At 64.3% G+C, this 15,975-nt stretch carries 12 protein-coding genes; 3 read left to right on the top strand and 9 right to left on the bottom strand.

All coding sequences use genetic code 11. From position 1 onward, the window contains the following. Window positions 1-5 precede the first annotated feature (5 nt). Window positions 6-1,334 (top strand): DUF2254 domain-containing protein, encoded by a 1,329-nt coding sequence (locus ACFOSU_RS08395; RefSeq protein WP_380688395.1) that lies wholly within the window; start codon window positions 6-8, stop codon window positions 1,332-1,334. A 127-nt stretch (window positions 1,335-1,461) separates the two neighbouring features. Continuing rightward, window positions 1,462-3,672: a S9 family peptidase gene (locus tag ACFOSU_RS08390; protein WP_380688393.1), complete on the top strand. Its 2,211-nt coding sequence runs from the start codon at window positions 1,462-1,464 to the stop codon at window positions 3,670-3,672. Window positions 3,673-3,924: 252 nt separating this feature from the next. Here the strand turns inward: ACFOSU_RS08390 and ACFOSU_RS08385 are convergent, their stop codons facing one another. From ACFOSU_RS08385 to ACFOSU_RS08345, 9 genes are all read right to left on the bottom strand, one after another. Continuing rightward, a complete protein-coding gene (locus ACFOSU_RS08385) occupies window positions 3,925-4,590 on the bottom strand; it encodes a DUF799 domain-containing protein (RefSeq protein ID WP_380688391.1) in 666 nt (221 codons plus the stop codon). Beyond that, entirely contained in the window at window positions 4,587-4,979 is a 393-nt protein-coding gene (locus ACFOSU_RS08380; protein WP_380688389.1) for a DUF4810 domain-containing protein, read from the bottom strand. Before ACFOSU_RS08380 ends, ACFOSU_RS08385 begins: the two co-directional genes overlap by 4 nt. Continuing rightward, window positions 4,979-5,686 (bottom strand): CsgG/HfaB family protein, encoded by a 708-nt coding sequence (locus tag ACFOSU_RS08375; protein ID WP_380688387.1) that lies wholly within the window; start codon window positions 5,684-5,686, stop codon window positions 4,979-4,981. Before ACFOSU_RS08375 ends, ACFOSU_RS08380 begins: the two co-directional genes overlap by 1 nt. Window positions 5,687-6,113: 427 nt before the next feature. Continuing rightward, the gene (locus ACFOSU_RS08370; protein WP_380688385.1) at window positions 6,114-7,517 is read right to left on the bottom strand and encodes an APC family permease; all 1,404 of its coding nucleotides are present in this window, start codon (window positions 7,515-7,517) and stop codon (window positions 6,114-6,116) included. 71 nt (window positions 7,518-7,588) lie between these two features. Continuing rightward, on the bottom strand, window positions 7,589-7,939 hold the full coding sequence (locus ACFOSU_RS08365) for a GlpM family protein (RefSeq protein WP_380688383.1): 351 nt from the start codon (window positions 7,937-7,939) through the stop codon (window positions 7,589-7,591). 159 nt (window positions 7,940-8,098) lie between these two features. Further along, entirely contained in the window at window positions 8,099-9,472 is a 1,374-nt protein-coding gene (locus ACFOSU_RS08360; RefSeq protein WP_380688381.1) for an ABC transporter ATP-binding protein, read from the bottom strand. Then, complete coding sequence (locus tag ACFOSU_RS08355) at window positions 9,469-11,502, bottom strand: dipeptide/oligopeptide/nickel ABC transporter permease/ATP-binding protein (RefSeq protein WP_380688379.1); 2,034 nt, start codon at window positions 11,500-11,502, stop codon at window positions 9,469-9,471. The genes ACFOSU_RS08360 and ACFOSU_RS08355 overlap by 4 nt, the downstream gene beginning before the upstream one ends. 6 nt (window positions 11,503-11,508) lie before the next feature. Next, window positions 11,509-12,525 carry an ABC transporter permease gene (locus ACFOSU_RS08350; RefSeq protein WP_380688377.1) on the bottom strand — a complete coding sequence of 339 codons (1,017 nt, stop codon included), beginning with the start codon at window positions 12,523-12,525 and terminating at the stop codon, window positions 11,509-11,511. Between the two features lie 65 nt (window positions 12,526-12,590). Further along, window positions 12,591-14,171 (bottom strand): ABC transporter substrate-binding protein, encoded by a 1,581-nt coding sequence (locus ACFOSU_RS08345; protein ID WP_380688375.1) that lies wholly within the window; start codon window positions 14,169-14,171, stop codon window positions 12,591-12,593. Window positions 14,172-14,751: 580 nt separating this feature from the next. On the opposite strand from ACFOSU_RS08345, the gene ACFOSU_RS08340 reads away from it, so the two are divergent. After that, on the top strand, window positions 14,752-15,975 hold the full coding sequence (locus tag ACFOSU_RS08340; RefSeq protein ID WP_380688373.1) for a Tm-1-like ATP-binding domain-containing protein: 1,224 nt from the start codon (window positions 14,752-14,754) through the stop codon (window positions 15,973-15,975).

The following is a 15,975-nucleotide window of genomic DNA, read 5'->3' as shown; positions in this document are numbered from 1 at the left end:
CCCGCATGGTTCAACTGATCAAGTTCTGGAACAACCTGCGCAGCAGCTACTGGTTCGTGCCCACGGTGATGTCGCTCGGGGCGGCACTACTGTCGTTTGCGCTGATCGCGCTCGATCGCGTCATCGGCAACGAATGGGTGGACGCGGTGCCCTGGGTGTACCGCATCCAGGCCGACGGCGCACGCGGGCTGCTGACCACCGTCGCCGGCTCCATGATCGGCGTGGCCGGGGTGACGTTCTCGATCACCATTGCGGCCTTGTCGTACACGACTTCGACGCTGGGCCCGCGCCTGCTCACCAACTTCATGAACGACACCGGCAACCAGGTGACGCTGGGTACGTTCGTGTCGACCTTTGTCTACTGCCTGCTGTTGCTGCGCACGATCCAGGCCGGCGACGAGCCGGGGGCCCAGTTCGTGCCGCATCTGTCGATGCTGTTCGCGATGGTGATGGCGGTGGCCAGCCTCGCGGTATTGATCTATTTCATCCACCACATCACCGAATCGCTGCATGTCTCCAACGTGGTCGGCAACGTCGCCCGCGATCTGGACGCGGCCATGGACGCCTACGATGCGCGCTCGATCGAGGCCAGCGAGCAGCCGGCCGCCTATCTGCCGGCCGATTTCGCCGAGGCCGCGGTGGCGGTGCGCGCCGACGGCAACGGGTATATCCAGAATCTGGTCTACAGCTCGCTGATGCGCCAGGCGGTCGACAATGACCTGGTGCTGCGTCTGGAACGCGCGCCCGGCGATTTCGTCGGCGAAGGCCAGACCCTGCTCTGGGTCTGGCCGGCCGCACGCTTCGACGCGGACGTGGCCGCATCGCTGGCCGGCACCTACGTGCTGGGCCGACAGCGCACCCAGTCACAGGACGTGTTCTTTCTGGTCAACGAACTCGTCGAAATAGCGGCGCGTGCCCTGTCCCCCGGCATCAACGACCCCTACACCGCCATGGGCTGCCTGGACTGGCTGAGCGTGGCGCTCAACCGGCTGGCGCGGCGTGATGTCACCACCCTGCATTTCTTCGATGATGACGGCAAGCTGCGCGTCTGGGCGTCGGGCTTCAATTTCCAGGCGCTGGCCGAGGCGATCTTCGATCAGCTGCGCTCTTATTTTGCCACTGACCACAATGCCACCCTGCACATGCTGCGGCGCATCGGTGACACCGGCGAATTCCTGCACAACGGTGATCAGCGCAAACTCATGCGCGAACAGGCCGATGCGCTGCGCGAGGCCGCGATCGAAGCGATGACCAGCACCCGTGACCGCGCGGCCGTCGAGCATGCCCACCGACGCGCGCTGCGCCAGCTGACCGCGCAGAAAACCCCGGTCTGAGCCGGGCTCGCGGTGAGCGCGGGCCAGGCCAATCTTGAATAAGCGCCCCACGAACGCAATCATCGACAGGTTCTGGTTGCGCGCGTCGTAGTCGTGCGCGCCTGTTTTTCCAACGTACTCGCTGCCCATGACCCATAACTCCGTCGCCGCTACCGCCTCAACGACTGCCCCGCCGGTCGCCGAACGCCGGCGCAAGACGCAGGTCGTCCACGGCGTCACCCTGGTCGACGACTATGCGTGGCTGCGCGACGCCAACTGGCGCGAGGCGATGCACGACCCGGCGCAGCTGGGCGACGACATCCGCGCCTATCTCGACGCCGAGAATGCCTATACCGACGCCCACATGGCCGCCAGCAGCGATCTGCGCCAGCAACTGGTCGCCGAGATGCGCGCCCGTATCACAGAGCGCGACGCGAGCGTGCCCACGCCCGAGGGCGACTGGGTCTACTACGTGCGTTTCCGCGAGGCCGGCCAGCACCCGATCTTCTGCCGCGCGCCGCGCAACCACGACGGCGAAAGCGAACCCGGCGAACCGCTGCCCGAGGAACAGATCCTGCTCGACGGCGATGCAGAAGCCAGCGGCCGAGCGTATTTCGACCTCGGCGCGGTCAATCACAGCCGCGATCACAAACTGCTGGCGTTCGCCCTCGACGAACGTGGCTCCGAGGCCTACACACTGCATGTGCGCGACATCGCCACCGGCAATGAAATCCAGCCGCCGATCAGCAACACCACCGGCAACCTGCTCTGGTCCACCGACAGCGCCACGCTGTTCTACACCACGCTGGATGACAATCACCGGCCGTGCAAGGTCTGGCGGCTGCCGCTGGGCGCCGACCCAGCCACCGCGGAACTGGTTTATACAGAAGCCGACGCCGGCTTTTTCGTCTCCGTGGCCACGACCCAGAGCGAACGCTTCATCCTGATCAACGCACACGATCACGCCACCAGTGAAACCCGCTTCATCCACGCCGACACACCCTGGGAAGCGCCCACGCTGATCGCCGCCCGCGATACCGGCGTCGAGTATTCGGTGGAGGACGACGGCGACGATTTCGTGCTCCTTACCAACGCCGACGGCGACGAGGACTTCAAGCTCGTGCGCACCCCGGTGGACACGCCGGATCGCAGCCACTGGCAGACAATCGTCGAGCACGAACCCGGCCGTTTGCTCCTCGATCACGTCGAATTCGCGCATTTTCGGGTACGTATGGAGCGCGCCGACGCCCTGCCGAAGATCGTCATTACCGACAAGCAGCGCGACGAATCACACGCCATCTCTTTTCCCGAAGAAGCCTACAGCCTCGGCATCGCACCGGGCTTCGAGCACGACACCACCACGCTGCGCTTCATCTACAGCGCACCGAATACGCCCGACGAGACCTACGATTACGATATGGGCACGCGAGTACGCGTGCTGCGCAAACGCCGTGACGTGCCCAGCGGCTTCGAGCCGGCCCGCTATGTGGTGCGGCGCCTGTCCGCGCGAGCCACCGACGGCGCGGCGATCCCGATCACGCTGATTCATCATGTCGATACCGCGATCGACGGCAGCGCGCCCTGCCTGCTGCACGGTTACGGCGCCTACGGCATATCGGAACCGGCAGCATTCTCATCCAGCCGTTTCTCGCTCGTCGACCGGGGCTTCATCCATGCCATCGCGCACGTGCGCGGCGGTCAGGAACGCGGCTATGCCTGGTACGCCCAGGGCAAGCTGGAACACAAGCCCAATACCTTCAGCGATTTCATTACGGTGGCCGAGTATCTGGCCGACAACCACTACACGCGACGCGGCGCGATCGTGCCGCACGGCGGCAGCGCCGGCGGCATGCTGGTGGGCGCGGTGCTCAACCAGCGGCCGGACCTCTGGGGCGCGGCGATCGCCGACGTGCCGTTCGTGGACGTGCTCAACACGATGATGGACGACAGCCTGCCGCTGACCCCGCCTGAATGGCCGGAATGGGGCAATCCGCGCGACGATGCCGACGCGTTCGCGACCATTCGCGGCTATTGCCCGTATCAGAACGTCACCGCTCAGGCCTATCCGCCGACGCTCGTCATCGCCGGCGTCTCCGACCCGCGCGTGACCTACTGGGAGCCGGCCAAGTGGGTCGCCAAGCTGCGTGAGCGCAAGACCGACGACAATCCGCTGCTGCTCAAGACCCACATGGCCGCAGGCCACGGCGGCCTACCGGGGCGCTTCACCGCGCTCGAGGAAACCGCACTGATCTTCGCGTTCGTGCTCGAACAGCTGGGGCAAGGCGACACGTTGGCGAGCGGCGGCGGCGCCGGGAATAGTCGACAGGCGGCCGCCCCCTTGGATCCGAACGCCGGCTAAACCACGCCACGCGAGCGAGCGGCTCGGCGTTCTCCCTGCCCGCCCGGCTCACCGCAACACTGCGGCGGCGGCTGCCCTGGCATGAATGGCCGTGGTATCGAACAACGGGATTGGCGTATGCGTATGCTGAACCAGCATCACGCTCTCGGTACAGCCTTCGAGCAGAACTGCACGCCGTCGCGACCCGCCGGCCTTGCGGATCTGCTCCGCGATCGCGTCGGTCAGATGGATGAGCGGAATGAGGAACGCCGACTACTGTCTTCTGGCATCGGTTACATGATCCGGATTATATGGCCCCAACGGCAGGCCGTTGTCCGGGTCGTTGATCATGGTTGCGTTCGCTCGGGTTGCCACCTCGCGGGTCCGTTCGTTGACCGTGTCCACGATCTGATCCACCAACGCGGCGATCGCGGCACCGATAAGTCCGCCCTGTCCGTTGCCGGACGCTTCCACCACGCGCGCCGACCCCTCCCATAAGAGCGTGCCACTATCGGCATCGACCAGTCGCGCCTTGATATCCACCGTCGTGTCGGAAGAAATGAGGTGGTACTTCTGCCCCCATTCAACGATATGGGCATACAGAACGGCATCGGGATCGATGATTTCATCGATCTTTTGCAACGGCACCGCCTGCATTTCCGCCGGGTCGGCGAGTCCGTTTTCCGTCATGAATCTATCGATGACGGCGACCGGAAACACGTAGTAGCCCGCCTCGGCCAGGGGCCGCGTGATCGTCGACAAATAGACATAGGGCGCGTTGACGGCAACGCTGTCGTTGGTCGGCGGCAAAACGAGGATCGAGCGCGGCGGATCGTTGCGATACGCCGAGTAGTCGTAGCTCTTCGGTGCCGTCGCACAAGCCGACAGCGCGAGGGTCATGACAATCACAATGACCCTGGCCCACTGGCGCAGACTCACGAGCCACCGCCAGCACGCGCCCGGTTGATCAGTCTATCCATGAGCGTCGCTGATTCCGGATAGACGTTACGCTCGACCTGGAATTCCTGAACCGCCTGATCGGTATTGCCGATCTGGTACTGCATATACCCAAGATGCGCGTGCTCACCGGGCGGAACACGCTTACCTTCGGCCTGCGTGCGCTCGATATCTGCCGAAAGTTTATCCACCTGTATGCCCGGCTCTGCCGTGCCCGGCTTCACATACTGCTGATATATAAGCGACTGGTAGCCCCCCCAGCGATACAGGGGCTGCTTGCCCTGTGATGCGCATCCGGTGACCGTCAGGGCGGTTAGCAACAGCACACCCAGGAAGACCAACGACCGGAGAGGAAATGATCTGTCGCTCATCACCGTGCCACCGGTGACCAGGCGCCGCTCTCCATGGCCTCGGTGAGATTGTTGACCGCCTCGGTGATGGCCAGATTCAGCACTTTGCCGTTCAACGTGGCGTCGTAGCCCGACGTGCCGCCAAAGCCGATGACCTGCCGATCGCTGAGCGCGAACTCGCCGGCGCCCTGAACCGAGTAGATGATTTCCGATGTGGTCACATCAACGATATTCAACGCGACCTTTGCGTACGCGACCTGTTTCTTGCCCGCACCCAGAATCCCGAAGAGCTGGACGTCGCCTGTCGTACGGCGACCAAACTCGGTCACATCGCCCGTGACGGCCACCTGCGCACCCTTGAGAGATTGCGCCTGACCTCGGATCGACGCCTCCTGCGCGATCGCCGACATGTTATCCCGATCAACGACGACAAAACGGTTGGTTTGTTGCAGGTGCGTCTTGAGAATCGTCTTCGCCTGGCTACCGAGTCGGTCGGTGCCGGCGCTGAACAGACCCTGCTGATAGGCAGAGCGATTCTGGAAATTACTCACGACAATCGCGTAACGCGGACCGTTGTAAGCCTTGGCGTAGGTCGCCACTTTCTCGGTAGCAACCGTGCGATGCGACTCGGTCGCACACCCCACCAACACCAGGACCAACAGCACGGCGAAAACGCCATGCCAATCAAGACATCTGGACACACTCTCCCCCTCGGCCAAATCGGCCATGAAATACAGATATCGCGCGGCATCTCACCCATGCCGGCACGAGCCTGGACAAGTCAATTCTTATTGATTTGAATACGGCCCCGATAGCTTTGACTTTAGCAAAACGTGCCACTTTTATGTGACACACGCCGGCGCATCCGACAAACGGTACGATCGCGCTTGAAACGGACACGCACCGCGACCAATCCGCGCAGCCTGCGGCGCTGGCCGATCGCACCGGCGCATCTGGGGGCAGGTCTCTATGGCGTGGCTGCCAAGATAACGCGCCAGGAGACGCGTCCCTGCCGGCAGTAACCAATCGGCCGTCAAGTCAGGCAGCGATCGAAGGCCCGAAGGATTTTCCATGCTCGAGATCTGCGGCTGTCCGGCGGCTAAGACCGCAAGTCAGAATAGCGAGCCGCCCACCGACGGCTTGTAAGCCAGAACGCTACTCACCCCGGACGCCGGCCACACCGGGCACGGTCTGCAGGATGGCGTGCACGTCGGTGCCCTGCTGTCTCTCGCGCCGGGCGTAGATCGCGAATATCACCAGCCCGACAGCCAGCCACGGGATATAGATGCCGAGTGTCGTCAGCGCCCCGAAGTCGCCCGCGAACAGCGCACTCCAGTTGGCCGCCTGGGTGAGCAGGGCAAACGAGCCGACGATCGCGACGAACAGCGGAATATAGAACCAGGCGCCGGGGCGAAAGGCCGCCTGCGCGGCCAGATCCGGCCGTTTCAGATACACATAGCCAACCGTGATCGATACCGTGAGATAGGCGATCAGGTAGCTGAAGGTCGCGATCGACAGCGCCTTGTCGAGCCCGTCCGACCAGAACGTCAGGGCGGAGGCCACGACATACAGCATGAGCAAAGACCAGTGGGGAGTGCGGAATCGCCGGCTCACGGCCGAGAAGGAGCGCGGGAATATGCCGTCCCAGGACCACGAATACGGCATCTTGATCGCCGCGGCCATCACCGCGTGGACGCTGGAGGCCGTGGCCAGCAGCCCGCCGATGGCCACGATCGCGGTCGCGTATTCGCCCAGGAAGGCATCAGCCGCGGTCGCCAGCGGGCGTTCCGAGTCGGCCAGCACCGTGTAGTCGTCGACGATGCCGTAGATCACCACGGCCGTGAGCACATAGATGAAGATCAGCAGGGCGGTGCCGCCAGCCATCGCCAGCGGCAGGTTGCGGCCGGGATTGCGAACCTCCGCGCCCATCTGGGCCGCCACGGCAATGCCGATATAGGCATAGAACAGCGGCACGGCAGCGGCGAAGAATCCGCTGGCGCCGCCGGTAAAGAACGGCTGGTAGTGCGCCGGGCGGATATAGAACGCGCCGGGCACCACGAGCACCAGTATCGAGACCATGAGCAGCCCGAAGATGATGTTCTGGGACCAGCTGTAACCCTTGGTGCCGACGAGATTGACCAGAAACAGGACGGTCAGCAGTGCAAAGCCGGCAATTGCCGGATCGATGCCCGGAAAAAACACCTTGAGATAGCTGCCGAAGCCGATTGCGAGCACCGCGTCGGCCGCCATATAACCGAGCCACTTGGTCCAGGTGACGACGAAGCCCGGCAATCGTGCGCCGAAGCTGCGCGAGATATAGGTATAGGCGCCGCCCGCGCCCGGAAATATGGTCGCGATCCAGCTGTAGTTGGTCGCGATCGCCATCGCGACGATGCCGGTGAGGATCACCACCAGAATGATGCTGGGCCCGGTCGTGCTGCTGGCCGTGCCGATGGTGACGAACAGGCCCGCGCCGAGCGTGCCGGCCACGACCGTGGCGATCGCGCCCAATGCCCCCATGTCGCGCGACAAGCTGTTATCCCGGTTTTGCGATTCCATGCTGCCCCCTGCCCGCAGAGCGAGAAACGACTCTTTCGCGCCGATTGCAAGCTCGAACGATTTGTCAGGCGCTACCTCAATGTGGGATGAAATCTTGTCCATCCAGCCAATAACAGGAACGCGAATAACAGCCACACGACGGTCGCCATTGATAACGTCCAGACCAGATTGAATTTATAACTGCAGTAATAGACTGCCATCAAATACGCGGCGTAGGGCACAAGAGAATAAAGACCGAACAGCGCGGTTGTTCGCAAATCCTCCATGCTTCGCTCGGTGCCGACAATATAGTGAGCGATCAGCGCAAACGTGGGAAACAAGGGCACCAGCCCGGATACGAAGAAACTTTTGCTCTTGGAAAGCAGAGCAATCAACAACACGGCTGCGGCACCGAGCAAACACTTTAAAAACAATGCAACCATAGTTCCGTTTATTCGGTTTGGCGCCAATGAACGGCATCGTCGCCTGGCACGCTTTCGGTCGAACACCGGTCAGTCATCGAGTCGATTTCAGTCCTAGCACGACCGGTTCAAGCCGTCGATTCGGTGCACGCCTGCACACTGTGCCCATACGCCGCCGACTTACTGCTGCCAGCTCGGCGTTGGCGGCTGATAATCGCGCAGCGCTTCCAGATCGGGCTCGCCGACGTGATCGCCGTCGGCCCGGGCATGGATGCCGTAGAGATGGCAGGCCACATGCCGGCCGGCACCCCATTGGGCGACCGGTTCGGGGGCGGCGCGCAGGCGCACGGTCACGCCGCCGCGTTCGGCGGTCACATCGGTGACGGCCGAGAACACGCGGCTGGGCAGATTCGGGCCCTGTTCCTTGAGCCAGGCGGCCAGCTTGTCGGCATCGCCGCTGGGAAAACGCACGCGATCGCGGCCGACCTCGGCGTCGGCGAGCTTGCCGACCAGCGCCAGCTCCTGTTCGAAGGTGTCGGCATCGACCTCGGTCCAGCGCCGCTCCAGCGCCTCGACGAGATCGCGCCCTTCCCAGCCGCACAGTTCGAATGCCTCGCGACAGCGCGGGTGGAAACGACAGCCCGCGGGCGGACGCGCGGCGTCCGGAATCTCGCCGCGCGGCAGGCGCTTGGTGCGGGCGCGGCGCCCGGCCTCGGGCAGCGGGATGGCGTCGAGCAGGGCGCGCGTATAGGGGTGCTTCGGGTCGTCGAACAGCGTCTTGGCACCGCCCCATTCGACGAAATTGCCGAGATAGAGAATGCCGATGCGGTCGCACATGAAGCGTGCGGTGGCCAGATCGTGGGTGATGAGGATATAGGTTAGATCGAGCTCGCGCTTGAGCTCGAGCATCAGCTCCAGCACCCGGGCACGCACGCTCATGTCGAGGGCGGCCACCGGCTCGTCGGCGATCACCAGCCTGGGCCGGGTGATCAGCGCACGGGCGATCACCAGACGCTGCTTCTGGCCGCCCGAAAGTTCTTCGGGGTAGCGGTCCAGAAACGAACCGGGCGGATGCAGGCCGACCCGGTCGAGCATCTCGGCCACCTGGCGGCGCTCGTCGGCGCGGTTTTCGGCCAGGCCATGGATACGCAGCGGATGGCCGACGCCTTCGGCGATGGTCATGGCCGGATTCAGGGCCGCGTTCGGGTCCTGGAAGATCAGGCCCAGTTCGCTGCGCAGCGGGCGCATCTGTTTTTCCGACAACGGCATGAGATCGATGCCGCGATAGTGCAGGTGGCCGCCAGTCGGCTGGATCAGCTTGAGCAGCGAGCGTCCGAGTGTGGTCTTGCCCGAGCCGCTCTCGCCGACGAGGCCGAACACCTCGCCCTTGGCGACGTCGAAGCTCACGCCATCGACCGCGCGCACCGGATCGCCGGCGCCGCCGAACAGGCTGCCGCGACCGGGAAAATGGGTCTGTAGATTCTCGACCGACAGCAACGGCGCGTCGGCGTCGGACGGCGCGCGGTTGTCGTCGTTCTGGCTGGATTCGCTCATACGCCAGTGACCTGCGGATGGCCGCTTGGCGGCGTGATGTCGGCCGGCACCTCGGCGCCGGCGCCCGGATACAGATAACAGGCCACCTGTTGGCCGGCGTTGGCCTCGGTGAGCACCGGCTCCGCGTCACGGCAACGATCCATCACATAGGGACAACGCGCGGCGAAGCGACAACCCGGCGGCGGGTCGAGCAGATTCGGCGGATAGCCCGGGATCGAGTGCAGTTCGGTGGTATCCAGGGAAATGGTCGAGGCCAGCAGGCCGCGCGTATAGGGATGCTTGGGGTCGGTGAAGATCTGGTCGACCGGGCCGATCTCCACGATCTTGCCGGCGTACATCACGGCCACGCGATCGCAGGTTTCGGCGACGATGCCCAGGTTGTGGGTGATCAGCAGCAGACCGGCACCTTCCTTGCCACGCAGGTCGTCGAGAATGTCGAGAATCTGCGACTCGACGATCACGTCGAGCGAAGTAGTGGGCTCGTCGGCGACCAGCAGATTGGGCCGCAGCACGATGCCCAACGCGATCATCACGCGCTGGCGCATGCCCCCGGAGAACTCGTGCGGATAGTGATCGGCACGGGTCGGCGGCACCCCCATCTGCGAGAGCGCCGCGCGGGCCATGGCACGCGCCTGCTTCTTCGAGGTCCTGGGCTTGTGGGTACGGATCATCTCGACGAAGTGATCGCTGATACGCATCAGCGGGTTGAGCCGGGTCATCGGCTCCTGGAAGATCAGCGAGATATCCTCGCCGCGGCGCTGGCGCAGGCGGCGCGCGCTGGCGCCAATCAGTTCCTCGCCGCCGATACTCACGCTGCCGTAGGTCGCCCCGCCCGGCGGCATGAGCTGCATCAGCGCACGCCCGAGCGTGGACTTGCCGCAGCCCGACTCGCCGACCAGGCCGAGACTCTCGCCGGGGGCGATATCGAAATTGACGCCGTCCACCGCCCATAGCGGCCCGTCCGGCGTGCGATAGCCGACTCGCAGTTCCCGCACCGACGCGGCCGCGGTTTTCGCCGGCGCGGACATGGCGTCCGCCGACAGCTTCTGGCGTCTGGGCATGCGCGGGCCCGAGGTACCGCGCGAGCGCAGCAGCGGGTTGATGACGTCGTTCAGGCCCTCGCCGATCAGGGTCAGGCCGGTTACCAGCAGCACGATCGCCAACCCCGGCCAGAACGCCGTCCACCAGATGCCCGCCGACACGTCGGTGATCGCCTGCGAGATGTCGTAGCCCCACTCGGGGGTGGGCGGCTGCACGCCGTAGCCGAGAAAGCCAAGCGCGGCCAGGGTAAGGATGGCATCCGCCGCGTTCAGGGTCAGGATTACCGGCACGGTGTGGACGACGTTGAAGAACACGTAGCGCCCGAGGATGATGGAATCGCGCGCGCCCAGCGAGCGGGCCGCCTCGACGAACGACTCCTGTTTGATGGCAAGCGTCTGATTGCGCACCACGCGAAAGTACTGCGGGATATAGACCACCCCGACCGCGGCCGCCGCCGAGAACACCCCCGGCGAGATATACGCCGCAAGAATGAACGAAATGATGATCGCCAGCACCAGCGGCGGGAACGCATAGATGGCGTCCATCACGGTCACCAGGGTGCGGTCGACCGGCCCGCCGCGATAGCCGCTGGCCAGACCCACGGTCACGCCCACCAGCATGGCGATGGACACCGCCAGCAGCATGACCAGCAACGCCAACTTGGCGCCCCCGATAATCCGCGCCATGACGTCGAAACCGTCGCGCGTGGTGCCCAGCGGATACGCATCCGAAGGCGGCGCGAGGCGGGGAATGGACTGGAACTGGCCGGGCGCGGTCTCGAGCCGGTACTCGGTGGCGCCGATACCGTAGAGCGACGGCCCGATCAGGGCCACGACGGCAAAGAAGACGACGATCGCCAGGCCCAGAAAGATCAGCAGCCGCGAGGTACGGCTGGCCTGGCGGAACGGCCGCCAGAAATGACTCAGGCGGGTACGCAGGCCGAGCCTGGGGACGGCTGCTGTGGAGACGGTTTCACTGCTTGAGGCCATAAGAAACTAGTAGCGCACGCGCGGGTCGATGAACGCGTTGATCACATCGATCAGCAATGACAGCAGCACGATCACCAGCGCGATGAAGGTGACGATGCCCTGCACCGCCGCATAGTCGCGCGCACCGATGAAGTGCACCAGCGCCCGGGCGATGCCGGGCCAGGAGAACACCGTCTCGGTGAGCGTGGCGTTGCCGATCAGCAGCGCGAACTGCAGGCCCATGATCGTGACCACGGGAATGAGCGCGTTCTTGAAGGCATGCCGAAACACCACGTTGCGCTCGGGAATGCCGCGCGCACGGGCAGCCTCGACGTAGTCCGAGCGCAGGCTCTGCAGCATGTTCACGCGCACCAGGCGAATGAACACGCCGCCCACCAGCAGGCCCAGGGTGATCGCCGGCAGCGCCAAGTGACTGAGCGTGCTCGCCAGCGCCTGCCAGTTGCCGGTGATGATCGAGTCGATCACATAGAAGCCGGTGATGTGGTCGGGCACATAGAAGCCGCCGATGCGGCCGCTGCTGGGCAGCCAGTGCAGATCGACGCTGAAATAGAGCTGGGCCAGCAGCGCGGTCCAGAACAGCGGCGTGGCATAGATGAGGATGCCGAAGAAACGCCCGCCGACATCGAACAGCGTGTCGCGCATTCGCCCGGCCAGCGCGCCGATACCGATACCCACGGTCACCGCGATCAGCATGGCCGCGGTGACCAGTTCCAGCGTGGCCGGCGCGGTATCCAGCACGATACGCAGCACGCTGCGACTGTCGGTGACCGGGCGCCCGAAATCGCCCCGCAGGGCGTTGCCAACGAAACGAAAATACTGCACATAGACCGGATCGTTGAGCCCGAGCGCCTCCTTGCGCGCGGCAATCTCGGCCGGCGGCAGGCGCGAGCCGACGGTCGCGGTCACCGGATCGCCCGGGGCGGCGTGCAGCAGCACGAACACCAACGTCAGCAGAATCAGCAGCATGGGAATGCTGAGCAGCACCCGCATGAGCAGATAGTGACCGAGCGAGCCGGACTTCATGCCTGGCGCTCGCTCACTTCAGCGTCATACCGTTCACGAATCGAACCGCGCGCGACCCGCGTGGCTCAACCGCCGCTCTTGGACAGCAGCGAATAACGGAAGATCTGCTCCGCGCCCATGGTGTCCTCGACGCCGGCAATGCCCTTGCGCGCGAAGGCGAACGGCGTGAGCACATACAGCGGCACGATCGGGGTGTCCTCGGCGGCCAACTGCTGGATCTCGGCCAGCGACTTCAGGCGCGCATCGCTGTTCGGGCTGTCGGCTGTCTTCTCGTCGGCCAGCAGCTGATCCATGCGCTTGTTGGAATAGACGCGCGGGAAGCTGTGCTCGGAGTGATAGAACGGCGCCAGATAGTCGTCCGGATCCAGGTAGTCCGGATACCAACCCATCAGGAAGGCCGCGTACTGCCCGCTCGGGCCGGGATAGGCATTGGCGGTGAACTGGGCCCATTCGCTGGATTGCAGATCGACGTTGAACAGGCCGGTCTCCTCGAGCGTGCGGGCGATGGTCTGGGCCAGCGCCGGCTCGGTGTCACCGTAGTGACCACGCGAGTACCAGAGCGTCAGATCGACTTTGTGATCGAGATAATCGGACGCCTTCTTGGCGCCGTAGAGTTTCTTGAAGTCGGGCTTGGCGGCCTCGCCGAACGCCGGCGGTACCATCGAGTACAGCGGTTCGGCGTCGCCGCCCAGCACGTCATCGATGATGCGCTTGCGATTCAGGGCCGCGGCAATCGCCTGGCGCACCTTCTTGTCGCCGACCGGCTCCAGGCGCGGGTTGAACACCATGTAGCGGATCGACGCGCCGTCGCCCTCGACTGTCTTGATATCCGCTGCGTTTCTCAGGCTCTTGCGCTGCTCGGGCGTGAAGTGACGAAAGGCCACGTCGATCTCGCCCGACTTGAGCGCCACCAGCATCTGCGAGCTCTGGGCGAAGAAGCGCACCAGCACCTTGTCGTTCCTGGGCTTGTCGCCCCAGTAGCCGTCATAGCTGTCGAGCAGCAGCGACTGGTCCTGGCGGAAGTTCTCGATCTTGTAGGGCCCCGAGCCGATCAGGTCTTCCTGCACATACTGTTCGTAGGTGCCGCGCTTGGCATCGTTGGGGATCGGCTTGTCCGGCGACTTGTAGGCATCCGACGGCAGGATCGTCGCCTCGACATAGGCCAGCTTGGACACGAAAGTGATATCCGGCGTGTCGATATGGATGACCACGGTGTAGGGATCGGGCGTATCGATCGACCGGATGCCCGACAGCAGGAAGCCCGCGCCTTCCGGATGATTCATCCACAGGCTGCGGTTGAGCGAGAACTTGACGTCCTCGCTGGTCAGCTTGGAGCCGTCCTGGAAGGTCACGCCCTCGTGCAGCTTGAACGTATAAGTACGCCCGTCGTCGCTGATCTCGGGCATGGACTTGGCCAGCAGTGGTGCCAGCTTGCTGCTGCCCGGAGGATAGGTCACCAGCGTCTCGCCTACGTTGTGCATCACGTTGGCGCAGTAGAACGAATAACATTTGGCCGGATCGAGCGTCTGCACCGTGTCGGTGGTGCCGACGATGATGTTGCCGGCCGCGAAAGCCGCCGGCGCGGGGCCGATCGCAAATAGCGCGGCGGTCAGTACCAAAGCCCATAGCCGGATGATCGATTGCATCTACTGTCTCTCCCTGCGGTCCTGTCGCGATCGACACAAGCCGGATCGGCTCGCACGCAACGAAACGCGCATCGGACCCTGTTGGTCTGGATCGGCACCGCAGACGGCCGGGGGCAAACTGCGGTGCCGGAACTGTTTTTCACCATAGACCGCTGTAGCGCGGCGCTCAAGCCTTCACCATACAAGCAAGTTCCACGCCTAGCGCCAGCCAAGCCGCCCCTGCGCCCCAATCCCATGCCACGCCGTCCGCGCCCGCCCGGCGGCATCTTGTCGCGGCATCCACGCTGCATAGTGGTGCAACAACGCCAGCGACGGCCGCGCAATGGAGAGAAATCGTGCTCCCTGCAGCCGCCGCGACGAGCGGAGCGATGGACACGCATGATCGAGACAGCGTCCTGCCCTGTATGCCCGCCGCAGAATCCGATGCCGGTTGCCGCTGCTCGACTCGCATACGAAGGATCGCTTGCGCGCATCGGCGCAACACAGGCAGTGTGATATTCGGGAAAAAGATGCGGTCGCGACCGCCGCCCAAGGTGGCGTGGACGAATCGCACGAACGATAAAAAGTGCGAGAGGTGGCCATGGCAAAGGCTGGAACGGTCTATATCGTCGGCACCGGCGACACCAAAAGCGACGAATTGCGCTTTGTGCGCGATCGGATCGCAGACGCCGACATGGCGACCTGCCTGGTCGACGTCTCAACGCTGGAACGCAGCCACAGTGCGGACTTCGACGTGGTCCCGAAGACGGTCGCCGACTGTCATCCCGCCGGCGCCGATGCGGTATTCACCGGTGACCGCGGGCAATCGATCGCGGCGATGGCGATCGCGCTCAGGCAGTTCATCGCGGGCCGCGACGATCTCGCCGGCATCATCGGCCTCGGCGGCTCTGGCGGGACCGCGCTGATCACCCCCACCATGCGCGAACTGGCGATCGGCGTCCCCAAAGTAATGGTGTCCACAGTCGCCTCGGGCAACGTCGGCGCCTACGTGGGGCCGACCGATATCTGCATGATGTATTCGGTAACCGATGTCGCCGGGGTGAACCCGATTTCGCGGGTCATATTCGCCAACGCCGCACACGCAATCGCCGGCATGGCCCGCGATTACCAACCGATTGACGCCCAACCCTCCGACGGCAGACGCGCGATCGGCTTGAGCATGTTCGGGGTGACCACCTCCTGCGTAAACCAGGTGGTCGAGCGGCTGGACCCCCAGTATGACTGCATCGTCTTCCATGCCACCGGCACCGGCGGCCAGTCGATGGAAAAGCTCGCCGAATCCAGCCTGTTCGCCGGCGTGCTCGATATCACCACCACCGAGGTCTGCGATTTGTTCATGGGCGGCATCTTCGCCTGCACGGACGACCGCTTCGGCGTGATCGCACGCACGCAGATTCCTTATGTGGGATCCTGCGGCGCGCTCGACATGGTCAACTTCGCCGCCCGAGACACGGTCCCGCCCCACTACAGCGATCGCAACCTGTACGAACACAACGCCCAGATCACGCTCATGCGCACGACCGCCGAGGAAAACGCCCGCATGGGCCGCTGGATCGGCGAAAAGCTCAATGCCTGCGACGGCGACCTGCGTTTTCTCATACCGGAAAAAGGCGTATCCGCGCTGGACGCGCCCGGCATGGCGTTTCATGATCCCGAAGCCGACGCGGCTCTGTTCGGCGCGCTCGAAGACACCGTGAAGCAAACCTCGAAACGCCGCCTGATCCGCCACCCGCTTCATATCAACGACCCGGAATTCGCCGACGCACTGGTCGCCGAATTCAAATCGGTTACCAACGAGACCTGA

This window comes from Salinisphaera aquimarina, assembly GCF_042643355.1.
GTDB lineage: Bacteria > Pseudomonadota > Gammaproteobacteria > Nevskiales > Salinisphaeraceae > Salinisphaera > Salinisphaera aquimarina.
The sequence above is the reverse complement of the archived record's forward strand: the minus strand, read 5'-3'. Positions and strand labels throughout refer to the sequence as shown.

Bases quoted from the DNA above. Each gene is read 5' to 3' on its own strand.
- ACFOSU_RS08395 (WP_380688395.1), top strand. From the start codon at position 6: ATGGTTCAACTGATCAAGTTCTGGAACAACCTGCGCAGCAGCTACTGG.
- ACFOSU_RS08390 (WP_380688393.1), top strand. From the start codon at position 1,462: ATGACCCATAACTCCGTCGCCGCTACCGCCTCAACGACTGCCCCGCCG.
- ACFOSU_RS08380 (WP_380688389.1), bottom strand. From the start codon at position 4,979: ATGAGCGACAGATCATTTCCTCTCCGGTCGTTGGTCTTCCTGGGTGTG.
- ACFOSU_RS08375 (WP_380688387.1), bottom strand. From the start codon at position 5,686: ATGGCCGATTTGGCCGAGGGGGAGAGTGTGTCCAGATGTCTTGATTGG.
- ACFOSU_RS08370 (WP_380688385.1), bottom strand. From the start codon at position 7,517: ATGGAATCGCAAAACCGGGATAACAGCTTGTCGCGCGACATGGGGGCA.
- ACFOSU_RS08365 (WP_380688383.1), bottom strand. From the start codon at position 7,939: ATGGTTGCATTGTTTTTAAAGTGTTTGCTCGGTGCCGCAGCCGTGTTG.
- ACFOSU_RS08360 (WP_380688381.1), bottom strand. From the start codon at position 9,472: ATGAGCGAATCCAGCCAGAACGACGACAACCGCGCGCCGTCCGACGCC.
- ACFOSU_RS08355 (WP_380688379.1), bottom strand. From the start codon at position 11,502: ATGGCCTCAAGCAGTGAAACCGTCTCCACAGCAGCCGTCCCCAGGCTC.
- ACFOSU_RS08350 (WP_380688377.1), bottom strand. From the start codon at position 12,525: ATGAAGTCCGGCTCGCTCGGTCACTATCTGCTCATGCGGGTGCTGCTC.
- ACFOSU_RS08345 (WP_380688375.1), bottom strand. From the start codon at position 14,171: ATGCAATCGATCATCCGGCTATGGGCTTTGGTACTGACCGCCGCGCTA.
- ACFOSU_RS08340 (WP_380688373.1), top strand. From the start codon at position 14,752: ATGGCAAAGGCTGGAACGGTCTATATCGTCGGCACCGGCGACACCAAA.